The organism is Terriglobia bacterium (genome assembly GCA_020073205.1).
GTDB lineage: Bacteria > Acidobacteriota > Polarisedimenticolia > Polarisedimenticolales > JAIQFR01 > JAIQFR01.
The window spans coordinates 1-17208 of record JAIQFR010000091.1; the positions used below are offsets into that span (position 1 = coordinate 1).

11 protein-coding genes are annotated in these 17208 nt (G+C 60.8%); 2 read left to right on the forward strand and 9 right to left on the reverse strand.

The genetic code is table 11. From position 1 onward, the window contains the following. From LAO51_15880 to LAO51_15890, 3 genes are all read right to left on the reverse strand, one after another. A partial coding sequence (locus tag LAO51_15880) for a hypothetical protein (GenBank protein MBZ5640225.1) occupies positions 1-1377 on the reverse strand: 1377 nt, incomplete at its 3' end. 430 nt (positions 1378-1807) lie between these two features. Beyond that, positions 1808-4453: a hypothetical protein gene (locus tag LAO51_15885; GenBank protein ID MBZ5640226.1), complete on the reverse strand. Its 2646-nt coding sequence runs from the start codon at positions 4451-4453 to the stop codon at positions 1808-1810. 245 nt (positions 4454-4698) lie between these two features. Then, the gene (locus LAO51_15890; GenBank protein MBZ5640227.1) at positions 4699-4911 is read right to left on the reverse strand and encodes a hypothetical protein; all 213 of its coding nucleotides are present in this window, start codon (positions 4909-4911) and stop codon (positions 4699-4701) included. Between the two features lie 1181 nt (positions 4912-6092). On the opposite strand from LAO51_15890, the gene LAO51_15895 reads away from it, so the two are divergent. Beyond that, the gene (locus LAO51_15895) at positions 6093-7562 is read left to right on the forward strand and encodes a hypothetical protein (protein MBZ5640228.1); all 1470 of its coding nucleotides are present in this window, start codon (positions 6093-6095) and stop codon (positions 7560-7562) included. Between the two features lie 25 nt (positions 7563-7587). Continuing rightward, positions 7588-8742 carry a hypothetical protein gene (locus LAO51_15900; GenBank protein ID MBZ5640229.1) on the forward strand — a complete coding sequence of 385 codons (1155 nt, stop codon included), beginning with the start codon at positions 7588-7590 and terminating at the stop codon, positions 8740-8742. A 99-nt stretch (positions 8743-8841) separates the two neighbouring features. Here LAO51_15900 and LAO51_15905 read toward each other — a convergent pair whose 3' ends face one another. From LAO51_15905 to LAO51_15930, 6 genes are all read right to left on the reverse strand, one after another. Then, positions 8842-9564, reverse strand: a complete 723-nt coding sequence (locus tag LAO51_15905) for a hypothetical protein (protein MBZ5640230.1) — start codon at positions 9562-9564, stop codon at positions 8842-8844. A 72-nt stretch (positions 9565-9636) separates the two neighbouring features. Next, a complete protein-coding gene (locus tag LAO51_15910; protein MBZ5640231.1) occupies positions 9637-10878 on the reverse strand; it encodes an ATP-grasp domain-containing protein in 1242 nt (413 codons plus the stop codon). Positions 10879-11145: 267 nt separating this feature from the next. Beyond that, complete coding sequence (locus LAO51_15915) at positions 11146-11769, reverse strand: hypothetical protein (GenBank protein ID MBZ5640232.1); 624 nt, start codon at positions 11767-11769, stop codon at positions 11146-11148. A gap of 95 nt (positions 11770-11864) precedes the next feature. After that, positions 11865-13751, reverse strand: coding sequence for a hypothetical protein (locus LAO51_15920; GenBank protein MBZ5640233.1), 1887 nt, complete (start codon positions 13749-13751; stop codon positions 11865-11867). Continuing rightward, positions 13748-15520, reverse strand: a complete 1773-nt coding sequence (locus tag LAO51_15925) for an ATP-binding protein (GenBank protein MBZ5640234.1) — start codon at positions 15518-15520, stop codon at positions 13748-13750. Before LAO51_15925 ends, LAO51_15920 begins: the two co-directional genes overlap by 4 nt. Positions 15521-15522: 2 nt before the next feature. Continuing rightward, on the reverse strand, positions 15523-16635 hold the full coding sequence (locus tag LAO51_15930; protein ID MBZ5640235.1) for an SIR2 family protein: 1113 nt from the start codon (positions 16633-16635) through the stop codon (positions 15523-15525). Positions 16636-17208 lie beyond the last annotated feature (573 nt).

Genomic DNA, 17208 nt, shown 5'->3' on the forward strand with positions numbered 1-17208 from the left:
GAGGTGGTGAACAAGCCGGAGTTCGTGGCTGCCAGCCAGCGCTTGGGTGTGACTTCGAGGTCGTTGACCTTGGCATCCAACACCGAACGCACCGCGGTCTTGGTGGCTACTGTGGTTTTCTTCTTCCCTTTCATCACGGTCCGGGAGGAAGTCTTCTCGTTGATGACGGTATTGATCGGACGCCACTCGCTGGCGTTGTGGTCGAGCATGAAAACGCCGGCTCCCCAGCACTGAGTCCTTGGGAGCGTTGAGGAGCGACGCCGAGGCGTACGAGACGAGCGAGGTGAAGACGACGGGCTCGGTCGTGACCCCGACGTCGTTGAACGGCAATGAGGCCTCGACCATCGTGTCGGTGTTCCACGGGCCGGGCGCGGTCCCCGTGCAGAGCTGGGTCGCCGGATACGTGCGCTCCAGGAGGGCGTTGCCGCATCCGCCGATGAGCGTGTCGTCGCAACGATAGAGCTCGAGGACGGTCGTGCTCCCGTCGGGAGCGGCCACGACCGCATAGTTCGCGAAGTTGTCCCGGTCGGTGTCGATGAGGGTCGCGATCGTGCCGCCCTTGGCAGGCACGTCGTCGAGCGCCATGAGGAGTTCGAACGAGTCGACGAGGTTGCTCGATGCGCCGAAGCGGGTGACGTCGAGCTTGGCGGGGCTCGACCAGTCGTCGGGCCCCCCTTGGTCGTCCACGACGAACTCGACGCCCGCGCCGTCGCTCCAGTCCGAGAAGTCGCAATCCACCGCGATGTCGTCGATCGCCGCGTCGGTCAGGTGCGCGGGGAAGGCCGACGAGCCGTAGGCGAACATCATGTCGCCCTGGGAGTCGGCGCCGACCGTTACGCGGACCGCGAGCGACCGGCCGGCCGGGATGGCGTGGTGAACGCGGCCGAACCCGATCGCGTGCCGTCCCCAGGAATGGAAGCCGCCGGACCAGTCCAGGATGTCGCGGCTCCCGTGAGCGATCTCCGTGCACACGACGCCGCTCCCGTCGCAGTCCAGGAGAAAGGCATCGACGACGCCACGTACGCCGACGGCGAACCCGGCGATCGCGGCCCAGAACTCGAGCTGCATCGGCCCATCGAGTTCAACGGCGCCACCGGACGCGACCCACTGCTGGTACCTCGACGGGTCCGTCTCCGACACGCCGTTGCCACCCCTCGCGACGAGCAACCCGGGGAGCGCGTCTCGAGCGGGGTCGTAGTTCGGGAGCGAGCTGCTCGTCGGGGCGGCGAGCAGCAGCGACGCGACGGGATACCCGGTCCCCTCGAGGTAAACCACGGTGCGGCCCCATGCGCGGAGAGGGACCAGGATCATGAGCAAGGCGAGGCCGGTCTTGATCGCCCGACTCGTTCGCACGGTCTCTCGCGTGTTGGATCGCATGGTGTCTTCCAGGCTCGCCGGGCCGCTTGATCGCTCGAAGTTCAATATGGGCAAGGAATTAGGCGAGGCAAGTCCGGATTCTCCCGCTAAAGGACAATACTCGAACGCCATTGTCCCGCATTCCGGGAGAGCCTCAAATTCTAGGTGCGCTTTTTCAAGCTTGCGGGAAGGAACGGCCATGGAAAACGCGATTATTGCGTCGGGGAAGGGTCGCGAATGGCGGTCGCGATCGTCGAGGAGAGCCGCCCAGCGGCCTGCCCGGCACCGGCGTCCACGCGCGGTTCGGGCGCCGAGATGAGAACGAGCGTTTCGTCACTGAAGCGCGCGCGGCGTCCGAGGGGCTGGGGTGGGAATACGACGGGCGTACCGATCGTGACGCCGCACGGGCGATCGATCCGACGGAAGTCGAAGCCGTTCCGAGGGTCGAGCCTTACTGCGGGCCCTCCGCTCCGCAGTTCCCGTTGTATGCCGTCACCCGGTAGTAGTACGAACCGCCGCCACTCGAGTCCACGTCCGTGTACTGGATGTTCGGCTGACCTTGGTCCATGTCCACGACGTTCGAGGCCCGGAGCGTGAAGGGGCCCTGGGGTGCGGTCGCTCGGTAGATGTTGTACCCCGTGCGGGTCGCCGGTTGATTCGGGTCCTGGATGTGGAGCACGACGTTCCCATTCACGTCGATCGACATCGTGTAGATGTACACGGCGTGCGCCGGCGTGGGACAGGGCGTGAACGAGTAGTAGAACGTGTACGGGCGCGCGCCGTCGCTGTCGCCCGCGTTGCCCACCACCTTGGCGGCATAGGTTCCACCGCTCGCGACCGTTCGCACGACGTGCTCCGTCGCGTCCCCCGCCGAGGTGGAGCTTCCGACAAGCGCTCCGGCAGGGTCGTACAGGAAGAGGTTGTAGTCCTTGCCGGGCGGCGGCTGCATGGTGACGTCGAGCGTGCCACCCTCGCCAACGCGGATTTCGAAGAAGTCCACGTCGGCGACGCCACAGATCTTCGGCTCGATGGTCGCGCCGGCGGCGACCGGCCACGCCTTCGCGACCTCGTCGTTCGGCTCGAAATCGTCGAAGCATTGATCGCGGTAGTGAACGATCGGCCCACCGCCGTCGGACTCCGATAGAAACACGTAGCCGCCCTGGAATCCGAGATTCCAAGATGGCTCGTTGGTGACGTACGAGCCGACCTCCACGGGCGCCCATGGGATCGAGACGTCGACCACGCGAAGCCCCCCGTAGCGGCAGGTGATGTAGGCGAGATTTCCGACGACGCGCACGTCCTGCGCGTCGTCGGGCGTCGGGATGTCGGCCATCCAGACCGGCGAGGCGGGGTCCGACACGTCGAGGATCTGGACGCGCCGACCGCCGCCCTCGGCGACGTACGCGTACCGGCCGGAAAAGTCGACAGCCACCGCCTCCCAGTACGTCGAGTACGTCCCGAGGAGAGCCGGCGCCGCAGGATTCGTGACGTCCACGACCTCGAACCCCGAGGTGTAGTCCGCAACGAACGCGCGCTTGCCCGCGACCTTGACGTCCCAGGCGGAGCCCGGCGAGTCGTAGGTCCCGACGAGCACCGGCGCGGATGGGACGGAGACGTCGACGATCTTGACGCCGGCCGTCCCGGCGGCCACGTACGCGAGGTTGCCGACGACGTGCAGGTGGTTCACGGCGCCGGTCGCGAGCCCGCCGAGCTGGGACGGGGCGTGGGGATCGGTCACGTCGATCATCTTGAGCCCGCTCCCGTCGCCGAAGTACGCGATCTTGTCCCTGACCTGGACGACCCTGCCGTTGGGAGCGAGGAACTTCCCGACGAGCTTCGGCCGCTCGAGGACGGAGACGTCCACGATGAAGAGTCCTTGGCCGGCGCTCACGTAATAGGCAAGGCCGCCGCTCACGGACACGTCGCGCGCGTCCCCGGGTGCTTCGACTGCGGCCACGACGGACGGCTGAGAGGCCGGGACCACGTCCATGACCTGGAGCCCGGCCCGACCCGCGGCCACGAACGCGTAGCCGTTCGTGACGGCAACCCCGCTGGGGCTGCCGTAGGAGGGGAACCCCGTGTAGCGGCCCGCGAGCGTCGGATTCAACGGGTTGGACGCGTCGACGACGTCGAATCCCAGGGTCGTCGGCGTGTAGGCGTAGGGTCCCGCGACCTGCACATCCTGCCCGTAACCCGCGTTGGCCGCAGCGCCGAGATACAGGGGAACCGCCGGGTTGGTCAGGTCGAAGACGTAGAGTCCAAAGCTCGTGTCGGTGACGAAGAGACGCGGCGGCGAGGCGGTGGTCGCGAGCGCCTCGAAGTTGGCGCCGCCACCGGATAGGCTCCCGGCGAGCGTCGGCGCTGAAGGCACCGAGACGTCGAGGATCCACACCTCCGGGAAGCTGAACAGGTCCGGCATCACGGTGAAGTAAACGTAGCTGCCGAGAACCGAGATGTCCCCGAGGAGCCCTGTCGGAGCGTGGTAGGCCCCCACGACGCTCGGACTTGCGGGATTCGAGAGGTCGGCGACGATGACCCCGGCCGGGCCGGCCGACAGGTAAGCGTGCGAACCGGAGACGGCGAGGAACCTCGCTCCCGAGAGCCCGAGCCGGCCTCGCACGACCGGAGCGGACGGCGACGTCACGTCGAAGACGACGAGATCGCCCTCGGCGGTTCCGTAAACGAGGTTCCCCGAGCCGGGATAGACGAGATCGGTGATCCCGTCCTGGTAGATCTGCGCGTCGACTTCCAACCATCCAACGAGACTCGGTCTGGCCGGATCGGACACGTTGTAGATCGTGAAGCTGTGTCGCAGGCCGATGTAGACGTGCTGCTTGGACGCGTTGTACGCGATCGCGTGCCAGCCTGCCGGACCGAAGAGACCGCGGGTCACGAAATCGATGTTCGTCGCCATGGCCTCGGGAACCGCCGGTCGCGGGAGCGGGTCCACACCCGGGGCGAGGATCGCCCCGTCCGACGGAGCGTCCGGCCCGGTCGAGCACCACACGCTGGAAGCCGCGGCCAGAAGGACCGCGCACAAAACGGCGACGTCCCTCCGAACCCGAGGACCCTCCGCAGACGACCCGACGTCGACCATGTGCCCCTCCCCCGCGCGACCCCGTAATCTGCGCGCTTCTGGCTCGATGACGTGCCTTGTATCGTCGGAAGACGCCGACCACGTAGTGTACGGCGAGGTCCGTCAATCGGCCAGGAGGCACAGGGCGGACAATCGACCTTCTCGGCTCCGCGCAGGGGCAGGGCCCTATGTCACCCCGCCGCTGACCGTCACGCGGCAGGGCTTTCTTCCAAGCTTAAACTGGCTTTAGCCGCCGCGAGCGCGCGTCAGGCACCCAGGTAGCGCGCCACCAGGCTCCGGGCGAGAGCGGTGTCCGCGGTGCCCTTCACGGTGCACCGGCCATCCTGGAAGAGCGTCAGCTCGTACCGCGGCACCCTGAAGCGCAGCACGAAGGCGTTGACGAGGACCTCGCCGAGGGGCCTGAGCCTCGCCGCGATCTCGGGGAAGCTCGGCGGCGACCCGGCGAGGGAGCGCACCATGACGGCGTCCCGCCCGCAGAGCGATTCGGCCGGGCTCGTGGCCGCGTCGAGGAATTCGAACCGGCGCTCGACGCAGCAGGGACAGGGCGGCAGCGCGTCGCGGGGGGGGCAGGTCGGTCCGGTGCAGGCTCGGGGTCCAGACGTTGAACGGGACAGGTGCTCGGCCATGCTGCCAGGAGCACCGGCGCCGGCGTCCTGGCGATCATCCTGTGGAGCACCACGTTCGCGGCCGCCCAGCGGTCTGTCCGTGCGAGTGGGCGTGCTGACGGCCGCGGCCTTGGTCTACCTCGTCGGCGGTGGGCTGTGTCTCGTTCGTCTGGGCTGACGACGCGAGAAATACCTTCCCAAGCTCCCGTTCAGGCGGTATCGTTTCAACGAGGAACGCCTGAAATATTCCGCAAAAGAGTTTTTTTGTCATGTTTGAGCAGACCAGCAGACCTCCGATTGCACCCAGCCTCAGTCGTTACAAGCGCATCAGACGCTGCGCGTCCTCGGGAACAAGGTGATCGCCAAAACCGTTCGGAGAGGCAGGGCAACACCGCCGGGGCAACATCGTGTCGCAAGTATGCGCCAACTACATGGCTCCTCCCGTTGGCTCCCCTCATATTTTCGCCCGCAAGCAGCCTCATCGGATCCGACTCATCTCCTGTCGCGAATGAACCTTACTGAACACCTCCCGCGGCAGAATGCGCAATGCGCGCGGAAATGCGAGCCATCTCTCTCGTCCTGCTCGGCGCGCGACGCCTCTGGTAGTCTCTACTTCCTTCAAGACGTGTTAATGCAATTGGCGTCCGCCTCTTTGGTTCGGCATTCATCCACGTCCTCACGAAGTCACTTGATCGCTATCTGGCGTCAACCCTGCCAACAGTCGTCCTCACCGTTCCTAGTCTTGGCTCTCACGTTCGGCCACACCTATCGCCTCGTAATGAAGAACCGCAAAGACCGCGAGTCCGCGACTAGGTGGCCGTTCCTAGCCGATGCCATCGTCGCCCTCGGCCTCTTCATTTGTGTTTTGTTACCCGGTTACCCCCTCTTTGCTTTTTCTGCGGACCCCTCGCACTCGACCGAGCCTACCGTTGTAAGGATATGAACTCAGCAATCGAGCCGGCTGCTAAGCAGTGTGATTCGCTAACGGAAAAAGTATCAAATGCAGTTTGCGTACTTGACGCAGGAGACCGCCTGTGACTAACGTCCGATTGGCGCGGGAGATGCAAGGTCTCGCGTTAGACTGGTTGACGGTGCTGTATCGCGCCAAGGGTGTCTTCCCCGTCCGCTTCAAGCAATCCAGCCAGCCGCGGCACTTCGCTTGGACATCCGCTGAGGCGCTTGTCGCGTTCTTCGAAGCACGGAAGCCAGTGCCCCAAGGTTCCGTAGAGACTGTCCTTGGCGTGATACAGCAGAGCCTCTGGGCGTCTCCGCGAGGCGGCAAGCTCGTCCTGGCGCTCGGGGAGTTCCCCCTCGATCGCGGTGTCGTCGACAGTTCCGTCCGAGCAGTCCTCGCCCTGGCCGCGATTCGCTACGACATGTTGAAGAATGGAATCGAGCGTTATCGGATCGGAGACCTACCGGACGAGAGATTCACGTCCGTTTACATCGGGCGTTTGGTCGAGGAACTGCTAACTGGCATAGAAGCGGAGGCAAATGACAAGGGCGGCTGGGGGACGTTTTACGGAGAAACTAGCCGCGTCGACCCAACTTCCCATGCGCTTGCCGCTCTCATCCGCTGTCGCCACAATTCGCAAAGCTATGAGAGGACTATTGACGACGCCGTGAAATGGCTTCGCGAGGCGCAAAAGGACGCCGGCTGGGGAGCGACGAAACACAGTGAGGAGCCGGACCCGGGCAATACCGCTCTCGTACTTTCGGCTCTTTCACTGGTCCTGCCCGTCACCGAACCCCTGATTGTCGATGGCGTGAACTTCCTGCGTATCCGGATTCAGAAAGGCCTTCTCGCTGATACAATCGAAGACCTCCGAGTTGCCGACGGTGGGATGGGACCGATTCACCAAGGCATCTCCATCCCAGCGTGTCCACGCGTCCTCCAGGCGCTCTTGGCCTGCGGCATAGACCCCCGTGACGAGTGCGTGCAGAAACTCCTCGCTCGGATCTACGCGATGCGTCGCGACGAGCAGCCTCGGCCTGACGGGACTGGCCCCCTCACGGGTTGGGGCCTGGAGACGGACAGCAATTCCACTTGGTACACGTCGATTGTCGCTTATGCGTGTTCCGATTACCTCCGCTATGCGGAATACGCGGGCAATCGCGTCGACGACTTGGAGCGCGCCCATTTGGTCACGAGAATGGAGACCCTCGCGGTCGAAAGATCGCGCCACGCCGCTGAATGCCAGCGCCTTGAAAAGGAACTCGAGAAGGTCGGAGGCGACCTTCGTGCCTATCGAAGCAAGAACGTAACAAGTTATCGCACAATATCCTATGGTGTAGCAACGATCGCGCTTTTCCTCGGGCTACTGCTCTCTTTGACCCTGCACATTATCGCCAAATGTCGCGACAGCGTTGTCCTTGACTGGCTAGCTGGTTCCGTATCACTGAGCTCTTTCATCACTGTCTGTGTTCTGACGTATCGATTCATCAGACACGCCCTTCCCGGCGAGGCACCACCAGCGGCCAAGCACGCGGTACCACCCGAATGATCCATTCCTGTAGGAGACAGCTGTCATGACTGAAGCCTGCCCGCTACCAAAGGCAACCGAGGATCAGCTAGTAACTACAATCAAGAAGACGCTGGCCAATATCAAGAAAGCGCGTCCCGATCGGGTGAAGTTTCCGTGGAGACTCAACGCGCATGAGTGTGTCACGGACCGTCTTCACGGGGAACCCACGAAGCGCGAGATTCTATATTTCTTCGCACGAGGTTGTTCATGGGCGCTCATGGAGGGAGGTGGCCCATGTTTAGCCTGCAGCCACTATCAGGTCAGCGCGCGCGGTGCGCGGGTGACGACGCAGGCGATTATGGAGCAGTTTACGTCAGCCGTGAGCGAGTTGCCGCGCGATCGGGAAATCGTCTCACTGTACAATGCAGGTTCGTTCTTGAACCCTCAGGAGATGCCATCTTCTGCATTCGAGGCAATTCTGCGATCCATAGCGGAAACGCCGCGGATTCGCCGTGTCGTCCTGGAATCGACTCCGGATTTTATCACAATTGAGAAACTGCGCGACATTAGGAAATGGGCTGGCGAAAAGGACGTCGTCATCGGCATTGGTGTCGACGCATCTACCCCCCATGTTCGAAGATTGTGCGTTAACAAGGGCTCGTCCTTCGCCGCTCAGATCGGCGCCTTTAAGACCGTCCGAGACGCCGGGCTCATTCCCCTCGCCTATGTGTTACTCAAGCCAATATTCCTTGGAGAGAAGGAGGCCAACGACGAAGCGGTAAAAACGATTGAGTTATTGGCGCTGCAAGGGCAAAGCTGTGTTTCGCTTGAGCCCGTTTCAATTCAGCCAGGCAGCTTCATAGATTTCGCCGCAGGTCTCGGGCTCTACGAAGTGCCAAGCATTTGGTCCGTGCAGGACGTTGTGCGGCGTTGCGCCAGTCTGTCCTTGGACCTTCGGATTGGAGGATGGCAGTATCGGCCGGCACCCCGCGCATCCATCAGAGATTATCTTTGCGACAACGGCTGCCACATTAGATTCTTGTTAGCGATCGAGGAGTTGAACGGAACCGGGGATCCCCGCGAGCTTCTCGGCCTAGATTGCGCGTGCAAACGGGATTGGCGGAATCATTGTGAGCACGATCCCGGATTCACGGCAAATGTGCGCGCTTTTCTCGACGCGACCACGGATGAAGAGCTTCCACGTTGCTCGGCTTCGTAGCCGACAGGGCCGCCCGGCGAATTCCCCGGCGCAGGTGAAAGATAGTAAGCGCGGGTATTTCTTGCGGTCTTCTCCTTGAACTGCGGGTCCCTCCCAGGATCAACATCCGGTGCGCACAAGCACATCTGTCTCCGGTGTCCTGGCGTCGAGGAAGAGCTTACTGTACATTCCTCCGCAGAATTCGCGTTCATATTCGATCACTTTTTCGATGGTTCCTTCGAGATCTGCGATTACCGCCATTCCGTACGCTGCTTCCGAGGTCAGGATAATGTTTGTCGATCGCTCCGTAATCTTTGCCCTTTCGCAATCCCTATAATTCCAGCGGCGTGTGAGTATGCCACTCTCATCAGCGTAGACAACCTCCCCCTCCGCCGTCCTCTCGCATTTTGCCGCGCCGATGGCTAGGAATTCCTCGCCGCCTCTCGATGTCCGTAGCTCAATATCCCCCTGGATCATGTCCAGATCGTAACCGCCGATAGGCAGAAGATGAAGGAGCTCGACCGCGAGATACGCATCGACCGCGGCGTTCACGTGTGGGAATGTTGACTGTTCGAGCACACGACGAACGAGCGCCTCCGCAGTGGGTTTGTACTTCTTTGGCTCCGTACCGAACGCCCGATACGCATTCTGCCATGCCAAGATGTTGCAGTGAGACCCGATCACCTCGTGGCCATGGGCCTTGCGTAGCATCGTGATGTTGGCCCAAATACGCTCGCAGAGACTCCCTGGTGCCTTCCCGACGCGGAGGCCCCTGCCGACAACAATCCCGATTCTGAGTTCCGGAAACAGATCGAGGACCTCGCGACGTACTCGGTACCTCAACAGGTCCCCCAGCCTATACAAAGCGCAGGAACAAATCGTCTGTCCCCGGGATTGTGTTTGACGCCAGATTGTCTAAACAAAGGCCGACCCAATTCCTAATTGGTTAGCGACGGCGTGCAAGCGGCTGAGCACTTGCTCCCGTGTGTCGCCCACGACAAAAAGATGACCGGTCCGCGAAAGGTCCTCGTCGACGCTGTCATAGCGGCATATCGTCACCCCTGTCGGCATTCCATCCGGGTTCCAACTTCGGGGTGGAAGCTCGCGGTTGAGGAATTGAATGCCTGCAGCCCCTCGCGCATCCGCCGTCTCGACCAAAGGGTCTTCGCCAAGCGCAAGCGCAACAGCGATTCGCTCCATGTCGATACCGCTTGCCGCCGCAACCAGCTGAGGGATGAGGTCTCCGGCGAGTCGTGCGCCCAGTTCTACTGGGACAACCAGTCCGTCGGGTCGGACCCGCATCTCGGCGTGGACAACGGTGTCGCTCAGCGAAAGCGAGTGGCACATGCGTCGGAAAGTACCAAATACGAGATCCCGGCCAGTCCAGATCAGTTTTGACGGGATCAGATGTCCGACTTCGAAGAACGTGGGTTCCGGACTCGTTCGCTTTTCTGTTATCAGAAGGGGGCGAGCTCTTTGTTGGTACACGTAGCCTTCCACGCTGATTTCCTCGAGACAGGGAATATACTCCTCAAGCACGACCTGGCTGGAAATGCCTGTTGTAGAGCGGAGATTTTCGACGACATCCGCTGCGGCTGCCTCCGCGAGACGTCGCTCAGCTGCATGACGATCCCCTTTGCAGACCTTCCATACCCCCACACTGCCAAGAAGCTCCGCCGGCTTCACGACGATGTCCCCTTCAAAGGTGTCGAGCTTGTCGAGGCCTTCCTCGACAGAATCGACTGTCTCCGATCTTACGACTGCAAGGTCGCCGCTGCAGTTGAACGCCTGCCTCATCAAACCCTTATGGCGCAGTGCAAGGCTGCTCGCGCATGAGATCGGTGGTGATTTGGAGCAACGCGCGACCTCGTTGGCGTGAAATACGTAATCCTCGCGGCTCGCCAGGACACTACCAATTCTGACGCCACAACGCTCGAACGCGTTGACAACCCTGTCGCCAAAGCCATCACGCTCCGAAAAGTCAATTTCCAGAATTCGCTCATGAGGCACATACTCCTCAATCCACCGGTTGGCAGAACCCTCGGCAGCGTTCCGAAGAAAGTAGAGCCTCTCAGCCGCCCTTTCGTTCAGCATTCGGACCAATGGCTCTCGAAGCAGTCTGGGTCCCGACTCCACAAGCACAATTGCTTTGTCCATCACGGACCTCCAACGTGATCGTGAAGTAGCGCGGCGCGCTGCATCTCCCGGACATCACGACGCTCTGGTTACCGACGCTAATGGGCCGGCGCGGCCACAACCGGCAACCCTCTCCGCAACCCTCTCTCGACCTTTAGCCCCCGTCCTGTTCAACCGGCGCCGAGACGCTGTTTGCAGAATACCACTACCCTGCTTCCCGGCGAAAGGCCCAATCTATTTGTGCATCACTCAGTGATTGCGCAACGCCGCTGATCGGGCCGCCGCGGACTACCTCACGGACCCAAAGAGTTTGCCAGCGGAAACGCCATTCTCTAGAGTGCCTTTGAGAACCGCGTCCTGTATAAGGGCCGCCACCCTATCGCGCTCCTTCCTCTTGGCTTCTCTTGTGGCCCCCGGTGTCTTCCCCAGCACGAGGTTCACGCGATACTGGAACAGCGCGGCGAAGGGATTGGTAAACCCGGTTCCAAGCCGGACTTCGTGGAGGCACTTCCGGAACCCGGCGTCCAGATCGGCGCCATTGGCCAGGATTTCCGGACTTGGATGCACGTGGGCGCATGGGTGGATCACGTAACAGTCGAGCACCCAGCGCACGTCCTCGAGAACATCCTCGCTTTGCGAAGCCTTGTTAGTGTAAAGCGTGAGCACCTTACCGCTCGGCGGATCAAGCAGGCCCATCCGCTCCTTGTAAGCGTGGTCGATGTGGTGACATGCGACCTCCACGCCTTTGAACCTAATTCGCACACTGGCTCTCTTCGGAACGCCGGCCCAGTTCGATAAGTCATACTCAATCGCGAAATCAGTCCCAGGCACAGGGAAGCTCCCCCTCGGAAATACCGGATCAACCACGAGAGGGTCAACTCCCCAGAATTTGGAAAGCGAGGCAACGAACAAGGTGCACCACGTCCTCTGATTCGCTGAACTCGAGGGGCAATACGCGTGGCGTTCAATCAGATGCCACAAGAGATATCGCCGTCTGTCCTGTGGGGTCATGCTCGCTTACTTTCCTTCCGCAGGAACTCCAGGACTGATCGCAGCCGCCTCACTCCTTCAGGTTCTGGTCCCGCGGACACTTGTTCTAGCACCTCAATGTCTGCCGCCACTTCTTCCGGCGTTATGCCTCGCCACAGGTCTTCCTCTAGCCGATAGATTCGGAATAATTGCCGAAGTTGCTGCCAGAATCGAAGGTACTCCTTTAAATCGTCCTCCTGAATCCACATGAGCACTTGGAGATTGTCGAACATGTCGCGCCGGTGCTCCAAGTCGCGAAGCTGAGCGTCTGTCCAGTCTCCGGAAAGATCTATCGAGTAAATCGTTTGGGTATTGCGACTCGCGAGGCGCGCAATCAACTCCTGCACCGGTTGTCGCCCATCTCCGCCAGCGAGTGTGAGTTCCACACACGAGAACGGTTCATGGGTGTTGGCCTTGCCCACAAGAAAGTCCCTCACCGTGTCTAGGTTGCCTCGCTTTTTGTAGGTGACAATGATCCGGTCACGTCGTTCCACTCCAAAGAGGCCCGCACCGATTTCGTCGAGCAAGCGCAGAATGCTTAGCGACTCGCCTTCCGAGGAACTTGATGACTTGATCTCCTCCCAGAAGCCGTCCCAATCTGGCTCCCCACGTTCATTCGTCGGGACGTTCAATCCTACGGGACTCACATGACGCTCGCGCGCCCACTTCCGAACCGCCTGTTCCTCCGGCGTCAGAGGCGCATCCGCCTTCCAATCAATCGCGATCTCAATTAGCGGATTGAGCCGGGCAGGCCAACGCGTTGGAGCCGAAACGGTCGGTTCGGCAGTGAGAAAGAGCCAGTTTCGATATACTGCTTCGTTGGCTGCTAGCGCCGTGACTTGGTCCGCCAATAGGCTGCCCTCAATGAAGCCGTCCCTTTTGACCACAGAGAACACATCGGAAGGAAAGCGCCCGAACGGCACACTCAGCAGGTCAGTTGCCACACGGTGACAGGCCAACGCGACCGCGGCTGCGTGATCGTTCCGCATCTGCGTTCGGTAGAAATAGTACCCATTCAGCAGGCGCAAACCCTGTCGGACGTTCCCGCCAGCATATTCCGTCAAGTGGGAAAACGCCTTCTGATAAAGGGGTGCATAGGGGCCGAGACGCTTCGCGAACACCGTCTTCATGAGGTCATCAGGGAAGCCACCAATGAACAGTTTCCGAATACCTGCACGGTAATCCAACTCGCGAAAGAGGTGTACCGCGTTCGCCTCGAAAAGCGTCTTTCGCTCAGCCAGAAACGCCAGGGTGTCCTTAAGCGAAAAGTAGTCCGCCGTGGTAGGATCGAACTTGTCCACGCCATCGGCAACCAGAATCGGGGTGCGTTTCACACGTTCGGCAAGCCGATCGAGTAGAGTGCCGCATGCCCGCCGCACCTGCTTACTATTGGGTGTCACTTGCGCGGCCAGGTCACGCATCTGGTTCGCGAGCGCAAGGTTCCCCGGCGGTTTCGTCATCGCATCCGCTATGGTCGCCCAGTCGGAGCGGCCTAGGGCGGCGAAGTCTTTCACTGCCACGCCGCACCCATCCGCGGGCACACCCCGCGCCACGCAGGCCCTGAGAACCTGCCCCAAACAGAGGACCACATACCCGCCCTCGGTCGCGTCAATGCAGTCCGTGTCAAATCGCATTCGGATCACAGGAGCTTCTCCACGCGACCGCACGATCTTGTTCAGCAGTGTCGTCTTGCCCGTGCCAATCTGCCCACCGAACAGCATAGCTTCCTGTTCATCGTCAGCGAGCCACTCCTCCAACGCGCTCCGTACCTCGGGACGGCCGTCAATAAATAGAAGACGGAATTCTTCCGCCGACGCCAAAGCAACGCCATCGTCGAGATTTGCGCCGTGTGCACGTCGCTTCATGAAGTTCGCCTGCGCTGCCGCCGCATGTTCTCGGCCGCCAGTCGCCAATCAGGCCTTCGGTCCCTCCTGTTCCACTCGCTCCAGAAATCGATCGTGGCACTGATGGGATGTTCCTTCGGTGGCTCAATTCGGATTCGACTGGGTAGCAGCACCGAATCCCCGACCACCAACGCTTCGCCGACATCCAGGATGGGAAGCACCTCCAAGAGGGCAGACAAGCTCTCAGGCATCAGCCTGTTCACTACCGCCTGGTCGCTACTGTTCGTCAACCGAAGGGCTACAACGTTGTTACATTGACTGAGCACCGTGGCATTGACATCGGATGGCCGCTGGCTCACGACGACCAACGAAACCCCATACTTCCGCCCTTCCTTCGCAACCTTCTCGAAGCACGCAATCGCCCGCTCCTCGTTGGGATTACCCCCGTCATGAGGCAGATAGATGTGGGCCTCGTCGCATATCAGAGCCACAGGGTGCCGTGTCTCTCGAGGCATCCAGAACTGAAGGTAGTAGACCAACCGTGCAACGATTCCCAACATGATAGGCAGCGCATCGGCAGGGACTTCGGAGAAGTCGATCACCTTGATCTTCGCCTTCTGTTCCGTGAAGTCCAGAAGCTGATTCGCCAGGGCGTGAAACGCCTCGTATGTGCTCATGCTCGCCGGAGCCTGGAATAGGAATCCGTAACGCTTGTCGTTCAACTTCGTTCCCACGCGCACAAGCAACCGGCTGAACTGCCCGTGAAAATCGCCCTGTTTCAATCCCCGCGCACCCTGGACCATTTCACTATTCAGAGCATCGATCTTTCCAATGACCTCGTCCAGAGGAAAGGGAACCGGGCTGTCCACGGTGAATGCTGCTAGCACGTCCGTCTTGTTCTGCCGTTGCAGAAAGACTCTCTTGGCTTGTTCGACCTCGCGTTGAAATACCAACGTCTGGTTGTGTGCTGAAAACTCGCTCCTGTCCACGAACATCGCCACCAGTTCCTCGGCGTTCATCAGCCAGTACGGGAGAAACAACAGATCTGGGGCCGGTGCTTGCAGATCGTCGGGGCCGGGAACACGGAGTTGCCGCGCATAGCTCAGTTCAGCGTATTCACCATGCAAATCGAACACGATCAGATTAGCCGAAGGCAGGCGCGCTGCGCGTTCGAGGATCGTCGCCACCGTCCACGATTTCCCGGACCCGGTGCTGCCCAGCAGGGCGGCATGCCGTTGAAAGAACTTGTCTCCATCGAGGAATGCCGTGGCGGTCGGGTCGAGCGTGTAGTGACCAACAGCAAGTGCATGTTCCGTATCACCGGCCTTCACCAGCAGGCCCATGAATTGCTCCAACGCCTTCTCTCGTAGAACGAAACACGATGCCCGGACATCGGGCACGTTCATGAGAGACCGCGTGAATCGGTATGAAACCGCACCGCTGTCGTCCGTTTCACGTCTTACTGTCCCGACCAGAGTTATTGTGACTGCATTACCCTGTGTCAGACCAGCAACCAAATCGCCGACGGACCCGTCCTCCCTCGGCGCCTCAGGCCCGCTTGCCAGTGGCGCAACGTACTTCGCCTGGCAAACGATCCGGTCGATGAAACCGACGAGCCACTCGTCAAGCGGCCCCCCGACCGGAAGGGTGGCCAACTTGCCGACGCTGATCCTCTCCAGACTCTGATCGGGTACGTCCAGCATTACCTTGCGGGTATCGACCGCGGCGACAGTACCCGCATAGTGTGGATCTTGTTCAGCGTTGCCCAAGTTGAAGGAGAACAACGGCATGATTAGCCTCCCAGTATCCGCTCCGCAAAGCTGTCGCAACTCCACAGTCGTTCATTTTCCAGAATCACGGGCCTCGCGTTCCCGGGCGGGTAGACCACGGTGTGGGTATCGTCGGAGACCTCGCTGCCAGTTCGCGATGCTACGAGTATCCATACTCGTTTGCCTAATTCGTGCAGTCGCTCGACTTTGTCATTCCTGACGCTCCGAGTTAGTACCACCAAGGGACAATCGTGCTGGCGAACCCGCCCCTCAATCCGTTGATGGAGAAGAGGGTCGTTGAATCCATATCCCGCCATGATGAATGCTGAGGCTCTACCCTCTGCCTGCCTGGCCCCGGCGGCAGTTTCGATGTTGCCAGCATATTCTTCGTATTTCTGATCTCCCGGAGGCGCGATCACACGCTGGAAGCCCTCCGGGGGCGTCATAGTCCACAAATCGCACTCCACCTGTCGGTTCTTCGACAGGTCGTTGAATCTGTTAACCGATCCATGCACCTTGAACAGCTCCACTCGACGAACAGGATTCGTAAGGACCAAGTCCTGCGACCGCCTTCGACTTACGCGACATTGATTCAGGCTGTCTTGTGCGCCTTCCCAACTCCATACTCGAATCACATCGCCAACGAATCCAGTGGTGTACCGAATGTCTTGGGATGCACAGGAGTACTCGATCAGCATGTCATAGTTTGACGTAACCACCGGCAAGCGGGGATTCCGCGGCGCGAGGCTTTGAGTAAGGGCCTTGATTAGGCGGTCGCCGACCCACCGCTTTCTTCCTAGCAACAGGTCGTTGCGAGCTGCAAGGTCGATACTAGCGACGTACGATCCGGTCACCTCCCGGATCTTCGACTTCGTCTCCTCGCTAAGACCAATGCCCGTGAGCGCTCGTTCTAGAGAACCTCCCGCGTCCAGTTGGGATTCGACCTGGCTCCAATCTCTATCGCCGCGGAGTTCGTCCCGCAAGTGCTCCTCAAGAGCCAACATCCCGAACCCACGATCCAGGGCGCAGGATGTCCCCGTTCCAAAGAACACTAGCCACCCGTGGCGATTCTGACTGAACAGATTGATCAACCCATCGAAAATGGCTTTCTTCTCACCCTGGTTTGCATCCTTCATGGTTTTGCTATCCCGATGAATGGCGCGAGTACCTCAAGCAGCGAAAGCCCCCGATCAAACGGCTTGGGGTAACGGCCCTCACTTTTCGGTGTCTTGCCTCCCGAAGTACCCGTTCGCGGTCCCCGTTTCGGTTTCCCAGGACAAGGGGCAGAGGAGTTGTCCACCGCTCCTGCATGTTCCTGGTCCGCTTCCCGCGTCGCATTCTGAACCGACTCTTGATCGACCGATATTGGTCGTCCCCGCTACGCGTTGTGAAAAGAGGATTGTAACAGGATCACGTCGCATCGGAACTGGGTTTGGAGAATTCCACGTGACTGGGGGTGAGGCCGACGGCATTACGCAATCGCCGAGGAAAGTGATTCACCACCCGGGGGAAAGTAAATGTGGGTAGCGTGCGTCGTAGGCGTTAAGGGGAGCGAGGACGTTCGCCTAGTTGAGATCGTCAAGCGGAATGCCGCCTCGGCCTGATCGGCCGACCCTCGCGCGCGGTGAGGCGATTCAGGCCCCGAGATACCGCGCCACGAGGCTCCGGGCGAGAGCGGTGTCCGCGGTGCCCTTCACGGTGCACCGGCC

Coding starts and splice junctions, on each gene's coding strand:
- LAO51_15890 (MBZ5640227.1), bottom strand. CDS start 4,911: ATGGTGCGCTCCCTCGCCGGGTCGCCGCCGAGCTTCCCCGAGATCGCG.
- LAO51_15885 (MBZ5640226.1), bottom strand. CDS start 4,453: ATGGTCGACGTCGGGTCGTCTGCGGAGGGTCCTCGGGTTCGGAGGGAC.
- LAO51_15900 (MBZ5640229.1), top strand. CDS start 7,588: ATGACTGAAGCCTGCCCGCTACCAAAGGCAACCGAGGATCAGCTAGTA.
- LAO51_15910 (MBZ5640231.1), bottom strand. CDS start 10,878: ATGGACAAAGCAATTGTGCTTGTGGAGTCGGGACCCAGACTGCTTCGA.
- LAO51_15925 (MBZ5640234.1), bottom strand. CDS start 15,520: ATGCCGTTGTTCTCCTTCAACTTGGGCAACGCTGAACAAGATCCACAC.
- LAO51_15920 (MBZ5640233.1), bottom strand. CDS start 13,751: ATGAAGCGACGTGCACACGGCGCAAATCTCGACGATGGCGTTGCTTTG.
- LAO51_15930 (MBZ5640235.1), bottom strand. CDS start 16,635: ATGAAGGATGCAAACCAGGGTGAGAAGAAAGCCATTTTCGATGGGTTG.